Source organism: Methanoculleus sp. UBA374, assembly GCA_002508705.1.
Taxonomy (GTDB): domain Archaea; phylum Halobacteriota; class Methanomicrobia; order Methanomicrobiales; family Methanoculleaceae; genus Methanoculleus; species Methanoculleus palmolei.
In genome coordinates this window covers 50293-67513 of record DAYL01000002.1, presented here as the reverse complement: position 1 = coordinate 67513, position 17221 = coordinate 50293, and the positions used below count along the sequence as shown (strand labels likewise).

22 protein-coding genes are annotated in these 17221 nt (G+C 61.8%); 16 read left to right on the top strand and 6 right to left on the bottom strand.

Features of this window, described 5'->3' with window-relative positions; genetic code table 11:
* On the top strand, positions 1 to 508 hold a 508-nt coding region (locus BRA42_RS00615), incomplete at its 5' end, for a hypothetical protein (RefSeq protein ID WP_342770384.1).
* A 206-nt stretch (positions 509 to 714) separates the two neighbouring features.
* Here the strand turns inward: BRA42_RS00615 and speB are convergent.
* Both speB and BRA42_RS00605 read right to left on the bottom strand, forming a co-directional pair.
* Positions 715 to 1590: an agmatinase gene (speB, locus tag BRA42_RS00610; RefSeq protein WP_342686180.1), complete on the bottom strand. Its 876-nt coding sequence runs from the start codon at positions 1588 to 1590 to the stop codon at positions 715 to 717.
* A 1-nt stretch (position 1591) separates the two neighbouring features.
* Positions 1592 to 1969: a translation initiation factor IF-5A gene (locus BRA42_RS00605; RefSeq protein WP_292407956.1), complete on the bottom strand. Its 378-nt coding sequence runs from the start codon at positions 1967 to 1969 to the stop codon at positions 1592 to 1594.
* A 91-nt stretch (positions 1970 to 2060) separates the two neighbouring features.
* On the opposite strand from BRA42_RS00605, the gene BRA42_RS00600 reads away from it, so the two are divergent.
* From BRA42_RS00600 to BRA42_RS00570, 7 genes are all read left to right on the top strand, one after another.
* A complete protein-coding gene (locus BRA42_RS00600) occupies positions 2061 to 2837 on the top strand; it encodes a bifunctional fructose-bisphosphatase/inositol-phosphate phosphatase (protein WP_292407953.1) in 777 nt (258 codons plus the stop codon).
* 8 nt (positions 2838 to 2845) lie between these two features.
* Positions 2846 to 3658 (top strand): NAD(+)/NADH kinase, encoded by an 813-nt coding sequence (locus BRA42_RS00595; protein WP_292407951.1) that lies wholly within the window; start codon positions 2846 to 2848, stop codon positions 3656 to 3658.
* A gap of 72 nt (positions 3659 to 3730) precedes the next feature.
* Positions 3731 to 4447 carry a DUF169 domain-containing protein gene (locus tag BRA42_RS00590; protein ID WP_292407949.1) on the top strand — a complete coding sequence of 239 codons (717 nt, stop codon included), beginning with the start codon at positions 3731 to 3733 and terminating at the stop codon, positions 4445 to 4447.
* A gap of 113 nt (positions 4448 to 4560) precedes the next feature.
* Complete coding sequence (locus BRA42_RS00585) at positions 4561 to 5052, top strand: amino acid-binding protein (RefSeq protein ID WP_292407947.1); 492 nt, start codon at positions 4561 to 4563, stop codon at positions 5050 to 5052.
* On the top strand, positions 5052 to 6038 hold the full coding sequence (locus BRA42_RS00580) for a homoserine dehydrogenase (protein ID WP_292408042.1): 987 nt from the start codon (positions 5052 to 5054) through the stop codon (positions 6036 to 6038). The genes BRA42_RS00585 and BRA42_RS00580 overlap by 1 nt, the downstream gene beginning before the upstream one ends.
* A complete protein-coding gene (locus tag BRA42_RS00575) occupies positions 6022 to 7146 on the top strand; it encodes a sugar-specific transcriptional regulator TrmB (RefSeq protein ID WP_342770385.1) in 1125 nt (374 codons plus the stop codon). Before BRA42_RS00580 ends, BRA42_RS00575 begins: the two co-directional genes overlap by 17 nt.
* Before the next feature lie 35 nt (positions 7147 to 7181).
* Complete coding sequence (locus BRA42_RS00570) at positions 7182 to 7340, top strand: hypothetical protein (protein WP_342686177.1); 159 nt, start codon at positions 7182 to 7184, stop codon at positions 7338 to 7340.
* A gap of 195 nt (positions 7341 to 7535) precedes the next feature.
* On the opposite strand, the gene BRA42_RS00565 is transcribed toward BRA42_RS00570, so the two are convergent.
* Positions 7536 to 7850: a transcription factor S gene (locus tag BRA42_RS00565; protein ID WP_292407942.1), complete on the bottom strand. Its 315-nt coding sequence runs from the start codon at positions 7848 to 7850 to the stop codon at positions 7536 to 7538.
* Between the two features lie 121 nt (positions 7851 to 7971).
* On the opposite strand from BRA42_RS00565, the gene artA reads away from it, so the two are divergent.
* Complete coding sequence (gene artA / locus BRA42_RS00560) at positions 7972 to 8790, top strand: archaeosortase A (protein WP_292407940.1); 819 nt, start codon at positions 7972 to 7974, stop codon at positions 8788 to 8790.
* 844 nt (positions 8791 to 9634) lie between these two features.
* On the opposite strand, the gene BRA42_RS00555 is transcribed toward artA, so the two are convergent.
* Positions 9635 to 10267 carry a CDP-alcohol phosphatidyltransferase family protein gene (locus BRA42_RS00555; protein ID WP_292407938.1) on the bottom strand — a complete coding sequence of 211 codons (633 nt, stop codon included), beginning with the start codon at positions 10265 to 10267 and terminating at the stop codon, positions 9635 to 9637.
* 211 nt (positions 10268 to 10478) lie between these two features.
* On the opposite strand from BRA42_RS00555, the gene BRA42_RS00550 reads away from it, so the two are divergent.
* Positions 10479 to 11159 (top strand): dihydrofolate reductase family protein, encoded by a 681-nt coding sequence (locus tag BRA42_RS00550; RefSeq protein ID WP_292407935.1) that lies wholly within the window; start codon positions 10479 to 10481, stop codon positions 11157 to 11159.
* 14 nt (positions 11160 to 11173) lie between these two features.
* On the opposite strand, the gene truD is transcribed toward BRA42_RS00550, so the two are convergent.
* Positions 11174 to 12445, bottom strand: a complete 1272-nt coding sequence (truD, locus tag BRA42_RS00545; protein ID WP_292407932.1) for a tRNA pseudouridine(13) synthase TruD — start codon at positions 12443 to 12445, stop codon at positions 11174 to 11176.
* The gene (gene pth2, locus BRA42_RS00540; protein ID WP_292407929.1) at positions 12442 to 12804 is read right to left on the bottom strand and encodes a peptidyl-tRNA hydrolase Pth2; all 363 of its coding nucleotides are present in this window, start codon (positions 12802 to 12804) and stop codon (positions 12442 to 12444) included. Before pth2 ends, truD begins: the two co-directional genes overlap by 4 nt.
* 163 nt (positions 12805 to 12967) lie before the next feature.
* Here pth2 and BRA42_RS00535 point away from each other — a divergent pair, with 163 nt between their 5' ends.
* From BRA42_RS00535 to BRA42_RS00510, 6 genes are all read left to right on the top strand, one after another.
* Positions 12968 to 14116 (top strand): NAD(P)/FAD-dependent oxidoreductase, encoded by a 1149-nt coding sequence (locus tag BRA42_RS00535; RefSeq protein ID WP_342770400.1) that lies wholly within the window; start codon positions 12968 to 12970, stop codon positions 14114 to 14116.
* Positions 14117 to 14178: 62 nt separating this feature from the next.
* Entirely contained in the window at positions 14179 to 14817 is a 639-nt protein-coding gene (cbiM, locus tag BRA42_RS00530) for a cobalt transporter CbiM (protein WP_292408038.1), read from the top strand.
* Positions 14817 to 15167, top strand: coding sequence for a PDGLE domain-containing protein (locus BRA42_RS00525; protein WP_292407926.1), 351 nt, complete (start codon positions 14817 to 14819; stop codon positions 15165 to 15167). Before cbiM ends, BRA42_RS00525 begins: the two co-directional genes overlap by 1 nt.
* Before the next feature lie 30 nt (positions 15168 to 15197).
* Positions 15198 to 16031: an ATP-binding cassette domain-containing protein gene (locus BRA42_RS00520; RefSeq protein ID WP_292407923.1), complete on the top strand. Its 834-nt coding sequence runs from the start codon at positions 15198 to 15200 to the stop codon at positions 16029 to 16031.
* On the top strand, positions 16028 to 16843 hold the full coding sequence (cbiQ, locus tag BRA42_RS00515) for a cobalt ECF transporter T component CbiQ (RefSeq protein ID WP_342771270.1): 816 nt from the start codon (positions 16028 to 16030) through the stop codon (positions 16841 to 16843). Before BRA42_RS00520 ends, cbiQ begins: the two co-directional genes overlap by 4 nt.
* 63 nt (positions 16844 to 16906) lie before the next feature.
* The gene (locus tag BRA42_RS00510; protein WP_342770387.1) at positions 16907 to 17221 is read left to right on the top strand and encodes a hypothetical protein; all 315 of its coding nucleotides are present in this window, start codon (positions 16907 to 16909) and stop codon (positions 17219 to 17221) included.

Genomic DNA, 17221 nt, shown 5'->3' with positions numbered 1-17221 from the left:
CGCGGCGCCGACACCCACCCCGGTCCCCACCTGGGACGGAAAGCCGCAGGAGATCGGGTTCGTCGACCCGCGGACCTATCAGATCCCGACCGAAGAGCCCACCCTGAACATGACCACAACCCCGCCGGCGAACCGAACTGCACCCGGCGTCACCCGGTGGGTGACCTACGCGACGATAGACGGCCAGTGGTCGGGGACCACCGGGATCGTCCGGATTCCATTCCCCATGTGGCGGCTCGACTACTCGGATATCACGACCTCGAACGATGAGATCCCGCTTTTCAACTGTCAGGTCATGGACGCCGAGGACCCGAACAGGTTCGTCCGGATCTTCACCCTCAACCTCCCCGATTTCCTCGCGATGAAGGACAAACCCGACCTCCGGAAGGAGCAGTGGGTGCACACCTTCTACGAGGGCAACCACGACTACTACTTCGTCATCAACGCCCGGTGCCTCGATGCCTACCACGTAAAGGTCCAGGTGCCGGAGACGTATGTAGGGACATAAATGCAAAGAAGAACGAAGGTCTTCGAAGAGTGCCCGGCCACAGGGCGGGCACTTGAAAAACTCGAAGAGTTTCGAAGGGTGTCCCACTCCGGCAGAGGCATTTGGGGATGGCCTTCGATAGATGGGCGCAAAGTTACTTCATTCCACGGCTTCGCGTGAGCTGCCGGTAAAAAAAACGGAGCGCCGGAAAAAAAGAGCCGGGATATTCACCGTCCGGCAATCCAATGCCTTGCGATGAACTCCCGCACCGCCTGCGCCGCCACCGCCGCCGTCTGCCCGGCGTCGAACGGGGCGACCTCCATGTAATCGAACGCCGCCGCGTGCGGCGCGAGGGTCCGCACGACCTCCCGGATATCGAGCGGCGTCATCCCGAACGGCTCGGGTGTCCCGAGGCCGGGCGTGAGGCAGCAGTCGATTGCATCGGCGTCGATTGAGAGGTACATCCTCCTCTCCCCTACGTGCTCCCGGACTTCCCGGAGGACGGCGCCGATCCCCAGATCGCGCACCGTGTCGGCGGAATAAAGCCGCGTTTTCTCCTCCGCAACCGCAAACTGCTCACGGTCGCCGCTCCGGCCGCCGATGATGACGACATCTTCGACCGCATCAAGGACGCGTCGAGTGACGCACCCGTGACTGTAGGGCGTCCCGTCAAGCTCGTCCCGCAGGTCCAGGTGCGCGTCGCAGACGACGTAGACCTCCGGACGGACGGCCCTGACCGCCCCGACTGTGGCGGTGTGCTCGCCGCCGAGCATCACCGGCACCTTCCCGTCGCGGACGATATCCCCGGCAACATCGGCTGCCTGCCCGACGACCTCCTCCGGCATCCGGGAAACCTCAAGGTCGCCGAGGTCCGCAACCGGCACCTCGCAAAAGTCTATCCCCGTCGAAGGTTCGTAGGACTCAAAGTTGAACGACAACTCCCGTATCGCCCGGGGGCCGAACCGGGTCCCCGGCTTAAACGACGTCGTGCCGTCGTAGGGCACGCCAAAAATGACATAACGGGCGTCCTCATACGACGCATCCGCATCCGCAAAGTGGAGATGGGCAAGTTCATGCATGCCCGTCTTAGAGAGCCAGAACACGTCACTCAAGTTTCTTCTTGCCCAGGGACGATATATAGGCTATCTCCTGGCCGGGTTCGAGACTGCCGGCCTGCTCTTCGGGAACGGTCAACTCGAACATCTCAAAGTCCTTGACATCCATGAGCTGGAGGGTGGTGCCGGCGATCGATATGACCTGTGCCACCTTCCGCTCAACGACCGGAACGTAGGTCTTTGCCGAGACCGGCTGGACAATCGAGCGCTTGACGCCGTCGAAAATGCCGATACAGTCTATCCGGGACTTCGCCGCCCCGTGCTTCCCGGGCTTCGAGATAGCGATGGAGACAATCCTGCAAGGCTCATCCTCGACGACGACGTAGCGTCCCTCTTTCAGCTTTCCAACTTCTGTCTGTTCCTTCATATTGTCTCACTCGATAAACGCGTGGATTAATGTATCTGAATTACAGTACATAAATACACCGTAGAACGAGGGGAGAAACGAGGGATAGTCAATGGAATTCATTCAGGCGTGCAATGACGTAGCGGGGGCTGTTTCCGATGCAGTAGCCGACATGGTCGGCACGCCGGAAGCAGGGGAGTACGTGAAGATGGGCGCGGACGGCACGCCCACCAAAAAGATCGACCAGGTCGCCGAAGATATCGTCGTGGACTACTTCACGCACCACCCGTTCGGTCGGCGCTTGATCAGCGAGGAACTCGGGTGCGCCGGGATGTGCGGCGAGAAAGGCACCATCTATCTCGACCCTGTCGACGGCACCCACAACGCCGTGGTCGGGATCCCGTTTTACGCCCTCTCCATCGCATACGCAGAGGACGGGATCATCCGACAGGGATACGTCAGAAACCTCGCCACCGGCGAGACGTTCCACGCCGTCCGGGGCCGGGGCGCCTGCCTCGACGGGCACCCCATCCATGTCTCGGAGACATCGCTCCTTGAAGAGAGCGCCATGAGCGTATACGGCCGAAAGTTCGACCCGACCCGCATGTTCGGGATTGTCCGACAGATCCGGCGGTTGCGCCTCCTCGGTGCATCGGCGCTTGAACTCTGTTACGTCGGGTGCGGCCGCCTCGACGGGTTCGTCGACGTGCGGGGAACGCTCCGTGTCACGGACGCGGCGGCGGGGATGCTGGTCTGCGAGGAGGCCGGCGGGGCGGTCTCCGACCCCGAAGGAAACACGATCGCCTTCCCGGACGAGGTCTCCGCCGGACGGAGCCTCGTCGCCACGAACAGCGTCCTGAAGAACAAGATCATCGAGTACCTGAGGTAAAAACGCATATGAAGATCGTGCTGGTATCGCGTATCGACGACGCGACTGCACTCCAATACACTGCGGACCTTGCCCGGGACCTTGCGGAACAGGGCTATGACATCGCCCTCGAAGAAGGGACCGCGATGCATCTCGGTCGGGAGGGCATCCCGTTCGAGGAGATCGCCGGCGACCTGGTCGTCGTCGTCGGCGGCGACGGATCGGTTCTTCTCACCGTCCACCAGATGAAGGAACAGGTCCCGGTCCTCGGGATCAACCGGGGCGAGGTAGGGTTCCTCGCGGACCTGGAGCCCGACGAAGCACGCGCCTTCTTCGCCGCCCATCCGGACGGGTTCCGGGTCGAACCCCGGATGCGGGTCAGCCTCTCCGTCAACGGAAAACCGTTCGGGGACGCCCTCAACGAGGCGGTCATCGTCACCGACCGGCCGGCAAAGATGCTCCGGTTCGCCGTCTACGTCGACGGGACGCCCGCGGAGCGGGTCAGGGCCGACGGTCTGATCGTCTCGACCCCGACCGGGTCGACCGCCTACGCAATGAGTGCCGGCGGCCCGATCATCGACCCCCAGATCGAGGCGTTCCTCCTCATCCCCCTCGCGCCCTACATGCTCTCGTCCCGTCCCCATGTCATCAGCACCGGGAGAAAACTCGAGGTGACCCTCGAGACAGAAAAACCGGCGCACCTCGTCATCGACGGGCAGAGCACGTTCGAACTCGAGCGTGAGGTCACGATCACGGTCAAAAAGTCCGATCGGCCCGCTCTCTTTGTCGATACGGGCAAACCCTTCCTTGAAAAGGTGAACAACAAGCTGCGCAACCTCTGATCCCAATGATACCCGAAACAATAGTTTATGAGTGACCGCGGGGATGATCTCCATAGAGGAGTGAGCACGACTATGGAAGACCAGATGCGCACGAAAATCTCCTATGCAGAGATTGCAGAGACGCTGAAGAAAACCCTCGACCTCCGGGGGTCCCCGGTCGCGGTGAAACTCGCAAAGAGCCCGGAAGGCATCCCCGAAGGGGTTAAGCCAATCGAAGAGACGGTTCGCCACTGCCAGATGATCAGCCGGGCCCGGCTGAACGGCGAGATCTTCTACGCGACCGCCGACCGGCACGTCTGCATGGGGGGCGGCTGGTCCCTCGGGCTGAAGGAACTGACGCAAAGCCTTCGGACCGGGGAATTTTACTACAAACTCGGCAAATTCGAGAGCTGGGCCGCCTGCATGCGGACCATCCGGCAGGTGCCGCACGTCCCGACGCTCGAGACCTACGCGACGGTCTATGCGCCGCTTGAGAAGACGCCGTTCGACCCGCACGTCGTCGTCATCGTCGCCAAACCCCGGGATATGCTGAAACTCGCGCAGGCCACGCTTTATCAACTCGGCGGACGGATAGAGTCCACGATGTCGGGGATCCAGTCGGTCTGTGCGGACGCGACCGCGCAGCCCTACCTCACCGGGAGGATCAACTACTCCCTCGGGTGCGACGGGTCCCGCCGGTTCTCCGGTATTGAGGACGACGAACTCGTCATGGGCATCCCCGCCGAGATCCTCCCGGAGTTTGCCCGGGCCCTCACGACCGTCGCCGGGGCGCCCGGGTCGGTGCGGTAACGGCACCGCTCCCATCTTTTCAGGACCTTCTCCATCGGAGCGTCCGTTTGAGGTAAAAGGCTTATCTCTCCGGCAGGTCAATTCTTCAGCAGGTGGTTTTTTTGCAGGTATCCATGAAGCTCGAGATGAAAGACCGGCCCGGACAGCTGGTCGCGGCCCTCAAACCGATCTCGACCGTCGGCGGGAACATCATCGCGGTTATCCACCAGAGGGAGACTTCGGCGGCGGCTACGGAAGTGCTGGACGTCCAGATCGTACTGGAACTCCCCGAAGGGCGTCTTGATGCCCTTCTTGAACAGTTCCGCGAGCAGGGCGTCAGCGTCGTGCGTATCGGCGAGGAGCGGCTCCTCTACGAATGCACCCTGATCATGATCGGACACCTGATGCACACGGACCTCTCCGATACGGTCGACCGGATCGACCGGACCGGTTCTGCCGAGGTGACGGAACTCTCCCTCGTCATGCCGGCGATCAGTTCCCCCTCATCGGCCCGCATCACCATCCGTTCGACCACCCGGGCGGAGATGAAAAGAGCACTCAGGATCTTGCGCGGCGTCGCGGAACAGAAGAAACTCCTCATCATCGAGCCTCTGGAGGGCGTATGATGCGGATTGCCCTGCTCGGGTTCGGCTCCGTCGGCCGGGGGATCGCCCGGGCGCTCCTCGCAAAAGACCTCGACATCGCCGTCACCGGCCTTGCGGACTCGAGAAGCGGCATCATCGATGCCGCCGGCATCGACCTTGCCGCGGTGCTCGCCCAAAAGGAGAGCGGCGGCCCCTGCGGCAACCCCGGCGTCAGCCCCACGGACGTAGTGACGAAGGCGGACTACGATATCCTCGTCGAGGTGACCCCGACGAACGTGGAGACCGCCGAACCGGCGCTGAGCCATATCCGTGCGGCCCTCCGGCGGCATAAACACGTCGTCACCTCGAACAAAGGCCCTATAGCCCTCGCCTACCCCGAACTCCGGGCGCTTGCGAACGAAAACGGTGTCTTCCTGAAGTACGAAGCGACGGTCTGCGGGGCGATCCCGCTCATCCACGCGATAAAGGAAGGGCTTGCCGGTAACACCATCGCCCGGCTCTACGGCGTCTTCAACGGCACCTGCAACTATATCCTCACCAGAATGGCCGCAGAAGGCCTCACCTACGAGCAAGCCCTTGCCGAGGCCCGGGAACTCGGGTACGCCGAGGCGGACCCAACTTACGACGTCGAAGGGATCGATGCAGCGATCAAACTCGTCATCCTCGCAAACACCATCCTCGACATGCACACCACGCTCGACGACGTGGAGAGGACGGGGATCACCCTCCTCACGCCTGAGGCCCTGCACCTTGCGGAGGATCAGGACTGCACCATCCGGCTGATCGGCGAGATCGTCCCGGGTGCCGGGGTGCTTCGCGTCTCACCGAGGATCATCGCAAAAACGCACCCGCTCGTTGTCGAAGGAACACTCAACGCCGTCACCGTGGAAGCGGACCTCGCCGGGGAACTCACGTTTATCGGGAAGGGCGCGGGTTCCACGGAGACCGCCAGTGCCGTGATCGGCGACCTCCTCTACATCCGGGAGCGGCATGTCCAGGGTTCTTGAACGGAGAAAACAGTATCTGAGGCTGATGCGTCAGGCGACGCTTGAACGAGGCTCCTTTACGGTGGCCGAGATTGCAAAAGCCACCGCCACCCCCCGGAGCACCGTCCAGGACTGGGTGAACCGCCTCATCGAGGAGGGGTGCGTCCTCCTCACGGAGGAGCAGCGGGGACGGCATGCGGCCCGCTACGCGGCGAGCAGCGTGATGCCGGAGAGCGCCTGCCGGCGGATCTTCACCACCGTCGACGGCGCCGAGGTCGAGATCTATCACGAGTGTATGAGCGGGGGGTGCGCCGCCTTCTGTGAGTTCCACCACACCCGCGCCGGCGGCGCCCTGCAATCGGTCCGCCGGGACGGGACCCTGCTCCGGGAGCGGGCGTTCCTCGGGCGGCGGGACGTCGCCGTCGGGCTCGACCCCGCGCCTGCAGTCGGGATCGTCGGCGTCTTTCACGCCGACGGCTGCATCCGCCAGGAGATCAGGTGCATCGGCGGCCCGGCCTACTCGCTCACCGATATGATGTCCCTTGCCGAGGGCGTCTGCGGCGTCACCGTCCACCGAGAGGGGCCGGTGGTCGAAGGCGAGGTGGTCACCCGGGCGCTCGCCTACGTCGCCGTCGGGATTGACGACACCGATACTGCAAGCGAGGGAGCGACGTTCGCCCTCGCCCTTGCCCTCCTCCAGCACCTTGCAAAACTGGACGGCGTCATGCCGATAGGCCACCACGTGGCGATGCTCAATCCCCGGCTCGAAGGCTCGACCGCCGGGAACTCCTGCAGCTGCATAGAACTCGCGGTGGAGCCCGACCAGGTGCCGCGGATCGAGGATGCGGCCGTGCGATTCGTCGCCGATGAAGCGGCGTCCCCGGAATGGGGCATCGCTCTCCGGCAGGGGTTTCGGACGCCCGGGAGTCTCCTGGCCTACGGGCGGAGCGCGAGGGAGGAGGTCCTCACCCGGGAAGAAGCGGAGACGACCGCCCGGCAGTTCAATATCCACCTCCACGGTGGCCGGGGCGTCATCGGGGCGCTCGCGGCGGTCGCGCTCGTCGGGCTCCCGCACGAAGTCCTCCTCGACCCCCGGCGGGATGTCTCTGCAGGCTCTCCGGACGTTTAGCGGGAGTCACGACGGGTACGCACGAGGTTACCGTTGTGATTCAGGAGAGCCGAAGAAGGAAGGTTCCGGGCCAGGAGTCCCGGCTATTCCAGGGGGAGACGGTCGAGGGGCGCGTGGAGGCGTTGTGCCGGGAGGGGCAGAGCGGCCATCCGGAGAAGGGTTTGATCGTCGTCCGAGTCCGGGTTGCGGCGTGAGCGTGGTGTAACGGGACGTATGCACTCTCAGAGCAACGCTTGCGTCCGGCGAACCCCCCGCCCGTCCGGGAGTGCTGCGGTGTAGCCTGTATCGGCATTTTCGGATACTCTGCAAGGAATCCCCGTCCGAGAGAGCAGGGCAGTTGACTGAGAAGAAAAAAAGCCCCGGAGGGGCAGCAAATGTGCAGCTCGAGTTTAGTCGTACTCGCGCCAGGTCTTCCCGCAGGCAGTGCAGCGGAAGAACCTGACTTCGCTCTCATCTGCCGCCCGCAGCTGGCGCAGCCACCAGTATGCCGTCATGCAGCCGCACTCAGGGCACTTGACGGTCGCAGTCGGAAGGGTCGCGACATCGTCCTCTGCATCGACGATGGTGATCTCCTTTTCAACGCGTTTATCGGTCTTTTTCAAATTATCGAGATCGTCGATCTCTCTGATATAGCCGCACTTTTTGCATTTCAACTGACCACCGGACGATATCATCAGGCCTTTGCACCGAGGACAAAACATCATTATAATAAATTGGGTGCCGATCAAAATTAACCCTTGGTCGGCCGGGACTGCACGACTGGAGAGGCCCGGCCGGATCTGGCGCACGAATGATTTAATGTCGGGTACGCCGAAGGATAGATGAATGAAGGATTACCTGGTGCTGATCTCCTGCATCTGCTTTCTCATTTTCCTTATCCCCGGCCGGTTCAGGAAGTACTTTGCCATCGGCGGATGGGCAAGCATCGTCGGATACCTCTTCCTCGAACTCCCCTACTACTTCTCCATCAATAACTTCATGTATCCGACGATAGCCGTCCTCGCCGTACCTTTCCTCTATATCACCGCAAAATACCTGCTCCGTGCAGACCCCCGGGTAATGCAACTATCGACCATAGCCGCCGTAGCGTTCCTGATCTACGCCCCTTTCGGCTACATCCCGGCACTCGGGGACTGGCTGATCGCGGCAGTCACCGAACAGACATCCATGATACTCGCGGCATTCGGGCATCCCGTGACTTTTGAGGCCTGGAACATGATGGAGCGCAACGGGTTCCGGACCGAGATCATTCTCGCCTGCACCGGAATCCAGAGCATCGCCATCATGCTCGGGGTTGCCTGGGGCGTGCGGTCGACACTGAAGCAGAAGATCGCCGGGTTTCTCCTGGTCTTTCCGACGATCTATCTCTTAAATATCGCACGAAACGTCTTCGTGATCACGGCTTACTCCGAGCAATGGTTCCCATACCTCCCCATGGTTGCAGGTAACGGTGAGTTCGGATACGAGAGTTTTTTCTGGGCGCATAATGTCATGGCCGAACTGGGAGCACTCATATTCCTTGTGGTCCTCGCCTATGCCCTCTTCAGGCTCCTCCCCGAACTCGGCAGCCTCGCCGACAGCCTCTACCGGCTCTACAGGGGTGAGGTCGAGAAGATCATCCGGCCAAAGCCGAAGAGATCCTGACCGGGTTTATCTCCCGGGATCGTCCTTTCTGATACAGGGCTGTCCCGGATGAATATCTCTCGGGGCGTGTTGCCGGGAGGTTGTCCCCAAAAGATCCCCGGACCCCTGGTACACCCTGGTCGGAGCACTGCTCCAACATTTCTACCATCTGGAACCAGATCCCGGAAAAGGATAGTGAAAAGGCTTTCCATTGGTGTCGTACCTTCGATGCTCCTGCCCTTCGGCCAATCGCATATCGCCACACACTGCCCCTGCCCCCCGTGTGTGGGGTGAGACGTTCCGGTCCGAGCAAACCGTCGCGTCCTTCGGACAGTCGTTCCCCCAATGGGGAGGCGATGCCCTTATGAGACATCGCTGGAGAAGACCGGAGGTCTTAGACTGGCGACGTTCCGATAGGAAGGTGTTTGAGCACCGGAAGGGGGGAGGAACGGAACTCGAGCACCTTTAGGTCTGCTGGCCATTGCGGCCCGTTGCAGGGAGGCATGCCGGGGAAAGGAGCCGATCACGGGGACAGGCCGGGTCCGGCCCCGGGGGGAGGGAATGACCTGTATAGAGCTTCAACAAAGCCTAAATTGAGAGCGAGGTCGTCCCAAAAGGGTCTGCAAACCTCTGTTGCACCTCACCTGGAACATCTCTGTACAAGGTTTCTGCCACTTAGGCCGTAACAGAGGTTAGAATGGGGAACCGACTTTTACCCGGGTATCGTCACGCGAGTGAGGGACCGGGAGGTGCACCCGGCGGATAGTGCGATGGGCCGGAGCTTGAGAAGAATGAAGTTCTTCGAGGGGGCCCCCTCCCGGCAAAAGGGTTTTTGGACAACCTCAGCAAAAGGACCGGCACCCCTTCAGGAGTAGCGCCGGTAGAGGTAGAAGATCCGCTGAACCGCAGAGAGGTTCGTACAGACCGCAATGAGGATCACCGCAACCCAGATGAACCCGGTCACGCCGCCAAGCCCCAGCACGAGGATCGTCTCGGGTCTTCCGAAGAAACCGACCCCCTCGAGCGGGTCCTCGATCTTCCCGGCGATCCTCTCGCTGTAGCCGATCTCCGCATACGTGACCGGTTTGATGAAGGTATTGATCAGGGACCCGGCGAGCGCCAGCCCCACGACACCGAAATCGGCGACCGGCGGGACGTTTATGAGGTGGCTGACGATGGGGATGCCGGAAAACCCGACGCCGAGGATGATCGCCGCATCGACGTATTTGTCGGCGACCCAGTCGAAGACGGCCCCGAACTTACTCTCCGTATGGTTCTTCCTGGCGACGTTCCCGTCAACCAGGTCGAGGATTGCCGAGACGACCAGCAGCAGGCTGCCCGCAAAAAAGTACCGCTGGGTAAATGCGAGCGCGCACGAAAAACCGAAGAGGACGGAGAGCACCGATACCTGATTCGGCGTCACGCCCAGGTGGATAAAAAACGACGCTATTGGCTCCGTGTATTTGATGAATTTCGGCCGTAGAGAGGTTATATTCATCGCATAACTTATCAGCCCGTAAGGGGTTTAACCTTTGCTCTGCCGGCCATGCGATCGGGTCCGGGTCCCTTGCCGGGACCGGGCCGTTTTTACCGGTCGGGGCAAATCCGCCCACCCGATGCCGCAGAGCCGACAAAACGGCGCAACCGTATACGTTCGAGAATCACCAGATTCATAAACGCTCCCGCCAGATAGATCACAAGGAAGTCCAATGGTAGATCACGACAGGCCGCACGTCCTCATGATGTCCGAGATCACCGTCGACGGGAAACTTACCCTGAAGCGCGGGGCTTCAAGCAAGATCCTCATGAAGTACATGGCCCCCGAGACCGAGATTCTCCTTCACCGGACCCGGGCGGAATGCGATGCCATCATGGTCGGGGCAAACACGATCCGGATCGACAACTCCTTCCTGACGGTCCGGCTGGTCGAGGGGAAAAGCCCGCTCCGGGTCATCCCGAGCAGCCGGGCGGATATCCCGCCGGATGCAAACGTGCTCGGGCCGGACGCCCGGACGGTCATCGCCGTCGCCGCGACCGCACCGCCGGAGAGGGTCGCCCGGCTCCGGGCAAGCGGCGTCGATGTTGTCGTGGCGGGAGTGGAAAAGGTCGACCTTCCGGAACTGCTGCAGGTCCTCAAACGCGACTACGGCGTCCGCCGGATGATGATCGAGGGCGGGCCGACGCTGAACTGGTCCATGTTGAACCACCACCTCGTCGACGAGATCCGCCTGATCCACCTGCCGTTCATTGTCGGCGGTGCCGATACCCCGTCGCTCGTCGGCGGCATGCATATCGAGACCGAAGAAGAGATGTTCCGGCTCTCCCTGAAACGTCACTTCATGTGCGGGAGCAACCTGGTCACCGAGTGGGACGTGCTCTACAGGGCCTGAACGGCCCCCGAATTTTAGACCATCACGTACGGGTCCGCTTTCATGTACTCCCGACAGACTGTCGTCGCGTAGTGACCGGGAGGGAGCGTAAACCGGAGCCGGACGTCCGTCCCGGATACGTCCGCCTGCACGTCGGCAAAGAGCGCTATCGGCCGGAGGACACCGGAGAACGCGGCCCCGACAAATCGGGAGGCGCGCGCAAAGTCCCCGGCGTCGATGCCGTGCTTCCGCATCAACTCCTGCAGGATCTCATCCATCGGCCCACGCGGCGCCACCGGTTCCGAGCCCGGGATGAAGAGAGCGATCCGGCACCGGCCGCGGCGGATCTGCAGAAGGGCCGCCTGCCGGTTCCGCGCGGAAACGATGTCCTCGCGGCCGTTCGAAAAGAGCAGGCGGTCGCCGACCTCTGGTTCGGAGAGGGGGAGGCCGGCTTCGAGGCGGGATGAGAGCGCGCAGTTGAAGAGGTAGGACTGAAACGCACTTACGAGGAGCGAGAGGAGCTTCGGGGGGAGCGCCCGGAGCGCACCGGCATAGTCACCGGGGTTCGCGACGAGGTGATTTGCCATCGCCCGCTCGTAGGTCATCCAGACAGGAAGTTCTGCAAGCGCCGACCGCGCATTCCGCGTCCCGGCAAAATGCGTCCGGGCCAGTTGCGCCTCTTCCGATTCCCGGGGGTATGCCCGGCCGACGTATGCGACCACGGCATCCTCATAATCTCCTTTGAGGATGCTCTCGCCTACGATATGGGTGACCGGCCGGGTGACGCCGAACCGCTGCAGCCCGTAGTAATTCGGTATCCCGGCGGATACGGCCGCCGTCGCAGCTTCCACCCGCACCGACAGGTCATCCGGTATACAGTCCCGGATGATTATATCGAACCGGTTCCCCGCGAGGCCTCCGAGAGTGAGGGAGTGCTGCGACCGCCCGACGACCTCAAGCGTGAGGTCCGCGAGATGCACTCGTTCGACGTCTTCGGGTGCGACATTGTAGATCGAGAGAAACTGGGTTGTCACCGCGTTCTTATCCTTTGTTCCCGCCCAGGCGATCCGCCGGTGGCTGATGCCAAGCCGCTTTGCAATCTCCTTAACCGCGTGCTGGAGTTCCCAGTTCGTCTTGGTGAGCCGGCAGATGAGGTACGGCCCGTCGGGGTCGCTGATCGGGAGCGGCAGTTCCTCGACGGCGAAGTCTTCCGGGCGTGAACGGAGCCGGCCGCCGATGCCGGGGGTGGCGGACGCGTAGTAGCGCATCCCGAGTTCCTCTTCGAGGGGATAGGGCGAGGGCATCATAGCAGGGAGAGATCGCCGGTGATCCGGTCGAGGTCTTCGGAACGGGCGGGCCCGAGACCGAGCGCCGTCACGGTCCCCGGCGGGATCTCGGTCAACCCGGCGTCCTGGATGATCGACGCGGGAATTCCCGCGCGCTCTGCAATCGTCTTGAGTTCAAAGAGTTGCCTCTCAGCCGGCACCTTCAGCACCACCTTCTTCTGTCCTTCGTCAAGCCAGGCTTTTCTCGCGATCTTATCGGCCTTCTCGTAGGCCCCGACGGCGGCGTGGGCGATCTGTGCGCACTTCTTGCCGCAGCTCATCTTGATGTCGGCGCGCACGATAAGGCACTGTTTCCACTTAAACTCCCGGATATCAGGCATTTCGTATTAGTTAGGGTGCGATCCGTCAAATACGCATCTATGGGTCGGCGCGACGCGTCATTTATGCCGCCCTGGCGCCACTATACTCTGTAAAGGGTTGCCTGCCGCCCCCTCGAATCGGCGGCAGGCTTCGAAACTCACGTCTGCGAGGCATGGTAGTCTGATCTGGGATGTTGTTGTTGTGGGCGCAGGCCCCGCCGGGAGTGCCGCGGCGCAGGCTTGCGCAGAGGAGGGGCTTACGACGCTCTGCATCGAGGAGCACGGGACGATCGGCTACCCGGTGCAGTGCGCGGGACTGCTCTCCGCGTCCGCGTTTGCCGGATGCGGCGTCTCGAAGCAGTCGGTCTTAAACGAGGTGAGCGGCGCCCGGATGATATCCGGCCTCGGGGGGGAACTCCTCTTCGACGCCCGGGCAACAAAGGCCTACGTCGTGGACCGGTGCCTCCTCGACCGGGAGATGGCCGGGAGAGCGGCAAATGCCGGAGCGGAGTTCCGCCTCAAGACCAGCGTATCGGACGTCAGAGGCACATCGCTCCAGGTTCGCGGAGTCCGCGGGCATGAGGAGGTAGCGTTCCGTCTCCTGATCGCCGCCGACGGGCCGCGGAGTTCCGTCGCCCGGATGCTCGGGCTCCGGCGAGCGGGGGTCTACCTCGCCGGAGTGCAGGCGGAGGTGCCCCATACGATGGACCCGCGCTACGTCGAAGTGCACCCCAACGCCTCGCCGGATTTCTTCGGGTGGGTGATCCCGGTCTCGGGGACCCGGGCCCGGGTCGGGCTCTGCGCACGGGAGCACGCAAAGGACCATTTCGACCGGTTCATCGCCCGCTACGGGGGAAACTCGCTTCACCAGGTCAGCGGGGTCATCCCGCTCGGGGTTATGCCGCAGACCTACGGCCACCGGACGCTCGTTGTCGGCGATGCGGCAGGGTTTGCCAAACCCACGTCGGGGGGCGGGGTCTACACCGGCGTCCGGTCGGCAAGACACGCCGCCGCGGTCGCAGCGGCGTGCATCGCGCGCGGGACGTTCGACGACGGAAGCCTTCGGGACTACGAGCGGCGCTGGAAGGACGATTTCGGGAAAGAACTCGATATCGGTATGAAAGCGCTTCATATGCGGCAGAGACTGACGCCCGAAGAGATCGACCGGCTTCTCCTGGCCTTTAACGACCCGGACATAATCGAGACGATCATCGAGCACGGCGACATGGACCGGCCGGGCGCCCTGATCCGGAGGCTCGCCCTGAAACCCGCGCTGGTCAGGGCAATGGGCATACTTTTCGCATCGGGAATGCGTCAAATTCTTACAGGCTGATATCCCCGTCACGCTTAGTAATACCTTTATACCTAAATGTAATACATAGGTTTGGTGTGCTGATGCATATACCTGATGCGTTTATACCGATGGGACAGGCCCTGGTCTACTGGGTCATTGCCCTTATCTTCATCGCCCTCGCCCTCCGATGGGCACGGCGTTCGATGGGAGAGGAGAAGATACCGCTGGTCGCCGTTCTCGCTGCCGGTATCTTCGCCATTCAGGCGTTGAATATCCCCATTCCCTGGGGAACGAGCGGCCACATGGTCGGTGCGGCTCTCGCGGCAATCGTCCTCGGGTCGCCGTATGCCGGAGTCTTCGTCCTGACGCTGGTCCTCCTTGTGCAGGGTATCATCTTCGGCGACGGCGGCATCACCGTCATGGGCGCCAACATCATCAACATGGGTGTCGTCGGCGGATTCGTCGGTTACTACGGCTACAACGGCATCGTGAAGGTGATAAACAACCCGTATGCCGCTGCATTCATTGCCGGCTGGGCATCGCTTTTCATCTCCGCGATCCTCTGTGCGGTTGAACTCGCAGTCGCCGGTACGTTCCCGCTTGCCCTCGGCCTCACCTTCATGGGAGGATACCATGCGGTCATCGGTCTCATCGAGGGAGGTATCACCGCGGTCGCCCTCTACCTGATAGCCTCGGCACGGCCGGATATCCTCGAGCACCCCACGGTGGTGAGCGCGTAATGGAGACGAAGCAGTTCTTCATCATCGGTGTGGCAATTGCCCTCGTGATCGCCGTTGCCGCGCCGTTCCTTGCGTCCGGAAGCCCCGACGGGCTTGAAAGCGCATTCTTCAGCATCTACGAAGCAAAGCCCTTCCTGGGGAGCGAACTCGACGAAGAGGCCGCCGGTGCCGCAGAGGAGCAGGCAATCTCCCTGACCGGAAACGACTTCTCATACGAGGCGCTCATGCCCGATTACAGCATCCCTGGCTTCGATAAAGCCGGGGAAGTGCTTGCGGTTGTGATCGGCACGCTCCTTATTCTCGTCCTGGGACTCGCCGCTGCGAAGATCTCTGCACGGCCCGATAACTAAATACCTGAAAAAACCCCACTTTTTGCTATCATGCACCTGCTCGAGACCCGTGATCTCACCCACATCTATCGCGGCAACGTCCATGCGCTCGAGGGCGTGAACTTCACTGCAGCGCGAAAATCACGCATCGCCGTTATCGGGCCGAACGGAGCAGGAAAAAGCACCCTGTTCAAGCACTTCAACGGCATTCTCAAACCCACGTCCGGCGAGGTGCTGGTCAGGGGCGAACCTATCACGAAGGAGAACCTCCGCGAGGTGCGTAAGTTCGTCGGGATCGTCTTCCAGAACCCCGACGACCAGATATTCTCCCCCACCGTGGAGCAGGACGTCGCATTCGGCCCGACGAACCTCGGCCTCGACGAGGAGACGGTCGCCCACCGTGTTGAGGAGGGGCTCCGCCTCCTCGGGATCGAAGACCTGCGCGAACGCGTGCCGCACCACCTCTCGGGCGGCGAAAAGAAACGGGTCGCCATCGCAGGCATCCTCGCGATGGAGCCGCAGGTGCTGGTCCTCGACGAGCCGACCGCGGGACTCGACCCCCGGGGTGTCGCCGACCTCGTGGCGTTCGTCAACCGGCTGCCCGAGGAGTACGGCATGACGGTGATCTTCTCGACCCACCACCTCGACCTCGTGGCGGAGATGGCGGACTATATCTACGTGATGGACCAGGGGAGGATCGTGGCCTCTGGGACGGTCGAGGAGGTCTTCGCCCGGCCTGAGTTGCTTGCCCGGACCCGGCTCGACGTGCCGCCCATACCGAAACTGATCCGGTCGCTTCAGGAGAGCGGCGTCGCCATCGATACGGCCTACACCTATGAGGATGCGAAGAAATCGTTTCTTGACGCCTACGCGAGACGAGAATGATTGACGACCTTTACTCCATCGAGAAATCCGCTTACGGAAAGAGCGTCGTCCACCGGCTGGACGCAAGGATAAAACTCCTCATCGCCCTCGCCGCCATCGTGGCTGTCGTCGCCCTGCCGTACTCGACGAAGGTCTACAAACTTGGTGCCGTCCTCTTTGCACTCTTCATCGTCCTCTGGGCCGCCTCCCGCCTTCCGCCGACGGTCTATCTCCGGCGGCTTCTGTTCATCCTGCCGTTCGGGATCTTCCTGATCGTGTTTCAGGTATTCGTGAAAAACCCCTATTACGATGTCTATCACACGATCGCGACCCTGCCGTTCGGGATTGAGGTCTACGCAGAATCGGTGCGGTTTGCGTCGATCCTCCTTGTGAAGTTCCTCGTCAGCATATCGTTCATCATCCTGCTCTCATCGACGACGAGGATGCAGGACATGATTGAGGCGGCGGGGAGGCTCGGCCTTCCCAGAGAATTTACCCTCACGCTCGGGATGATGGTCCGCTATATCTTCGTCTTCGCCGATATCTTCGGCAAGATACGAACCGCGATGGAGACCCGGTGTTTCGATCCCTTCGATCACAACCTCTCCTACCGTTACAGGCTCCGCCAGCTCGGGTATACGGTCGGGACGATCTTCATCAGGTCCTACGAACAGGGAGAACGCACCTACACGAGCATGCTCTGTCGGGGGTACGGGGCGGACGCCGGCCTCTACATCCGGAAAAAATCCCTCCGTCCCGGAGAACTCGTCTTCTTTGTCGCGACGCTTGCTTTCATCGTGCTCTCGACGATCTTTGTCTACCTCCAGCCGTGAGACTCCGGTGTACAAAAAAAAATCGGATCGTTCATATTACCCGGCGGTGCATATAGGGTATGTATGCCCGCAAAGAGCGAATTCGGCAGAGGATTTATCGTCAACCTGATGCTGCTTTCACGGCATTTCGGTCTGCCCCCCGAGCGAGCCTTCTTCGGCGCCGCCGACCACCTCAGCGACCTTACGGTGCCGGAACAGTTCCGGGGAACCGAGATCGAGGAACTCGTCGAACGCCTCAAAAAGGCGGTGATCTGGCATCAGCCGGGAACCCTGGATAAGGAAGATACAGCGGACGTACGGCGGTTCCTCAACAGGATAGCGGTCGCGGTCGATAGAGAACTCGGTATCAAGGACCCCGACACCGGGAAGTACGACTGA

What these genes read in the sequence shown, in the direction of transcription:
- BRA42_RS00605 (WP_292407956.1), bottom strand. Translation starts at nt 1,969, where the DNA reads ATGAAGGAACAGACAGAAGTTGGAAAGCTGAAAGAGGGACGCTACGTC.
- BRA42_RS00600 (WP_292407953.1), top strand. Translation starts at nt 2,061, where the DNA reads ATGGAATTCATTCAGGCGTGCAATGACGTAGCGGGGGCTGTTTCCGAT.
- BRA42_RS00595 (WP_292407951.1), top strand. Translation starts at nt 2,846, where the DNA reads ATGAAGATCGTGCTGGTATCGCGTATCGACGACGCGACTGCACTCCAA.
- BRA42_RS00590 (WP_292407949.1), top strand. Translation starts at nt 3,731, where the DNA reads ATGGAAGACCAGATGCGCACGAAAATCTCCTATGCAGAGATTGCAGAG.
- BRA42_RS00585 (WP_292407947.1), top strand. Translation starts at nt 4,561, where the DNA reads ATGAAGCTCGAGATGAAAGACCGGCCCGGACAGCTGGTCGCGGCCCTC.
- BRA42_RS00580 (WP_292408042.1), top strand. Translation starts at nt 5,052, where the DNA reads ATGCGGATTGCCCTGCTCGGGTTCGGCTCCGTCGGCCGGGGGATCGCC.
- BRA42_RS00575 (WP_342770385.1), top strand. Translation starts at nt 6,022, where the DNA reads ATGTCCAGGGTTCTTGAACGGAGAAAACAGTATCTGAGGCTGATGCGT.
- BRA42_RS00565 (WP_292407942.1), bottom strand. Translation starts at nt 7,850, where the DNA reads ATGATGTTTTGTCCTCGGTGCAAAGGCCTGATGATATCGTCCGGTGGT.
- artA (WP_292407940.1), top strand. Translation starts at nt 7,972, where the DNA reads ATGAAGGATTACCTGGTGCTGATCTCCTGCATCTGCTTTCTCATTTTC.
- BRA42_RS00555 (WP_292407938.1), bottom strand. Translation starts at nt 10,267, where the DNA reads ATGAATATAACCTCTCTACGGCCGAAATTCATCAAATACACGGAGCCA.
- BRA42_RS00550 (WP_292407935.1), top strand. Translation starts at nt 10,479, where the DNA reads ATGGTAGATCACGACAGGCCGCACGTCCTCATGATGTCCGAGATCACC.
- truD (WP_292407932.1), bottom strand. Translation starts at nt 12,445, where the DNA reads ATGATGCCCTCGCCCTATCCCCTCGAAGAGGAACTCGGGATGCGCTAC.
- pth2 (WP_292407929.1), bottom strand. Translation starts at nt 12,804, where the DNA reads ATGCCTGATATCCGGGAGTTTAAGTGGAAACAGTGCCTTATCGTGCGC.
- cbiM (WP_292408038.1), top strand. Translation starts at nt 14,179, where the DNA reads ATGCATATACCTGATGCGTTTATACCGATGGGACAGGCCCTGGTCTAC.
- BRA42_RS00525 (WP_292407926.1), top strand. Translation starts at nt 14,817, where the DNA reads ATGGAGACGAAGCAGTTCTTCATCATCGGTGTGGCAATTGCCCTCGTG.
- BRA42_RS00520 (WP_292407923.1), top strand. Translation starts at nt 15,198, where the DNA reads ATGCACCTGCTCGAGACCCGTGATCTCACCCACATCTATCGCGGCAAC.
- cbiQ (WP_342771270.1), top strand. Translation starts at nt 16,028, where the DNA reads ATGATTGACGACCTTTACTCCATCGAGAAATCCGCTTACGGAAAGAGC.
- BRA42_RS00510 (WP_342770387.1), top strand. Translation starts at nt 16,907, where the DNA reads ATGCCCGCAAAGAGCGAATTCGGCAGAGGATTTATCGTCAACCTGATG.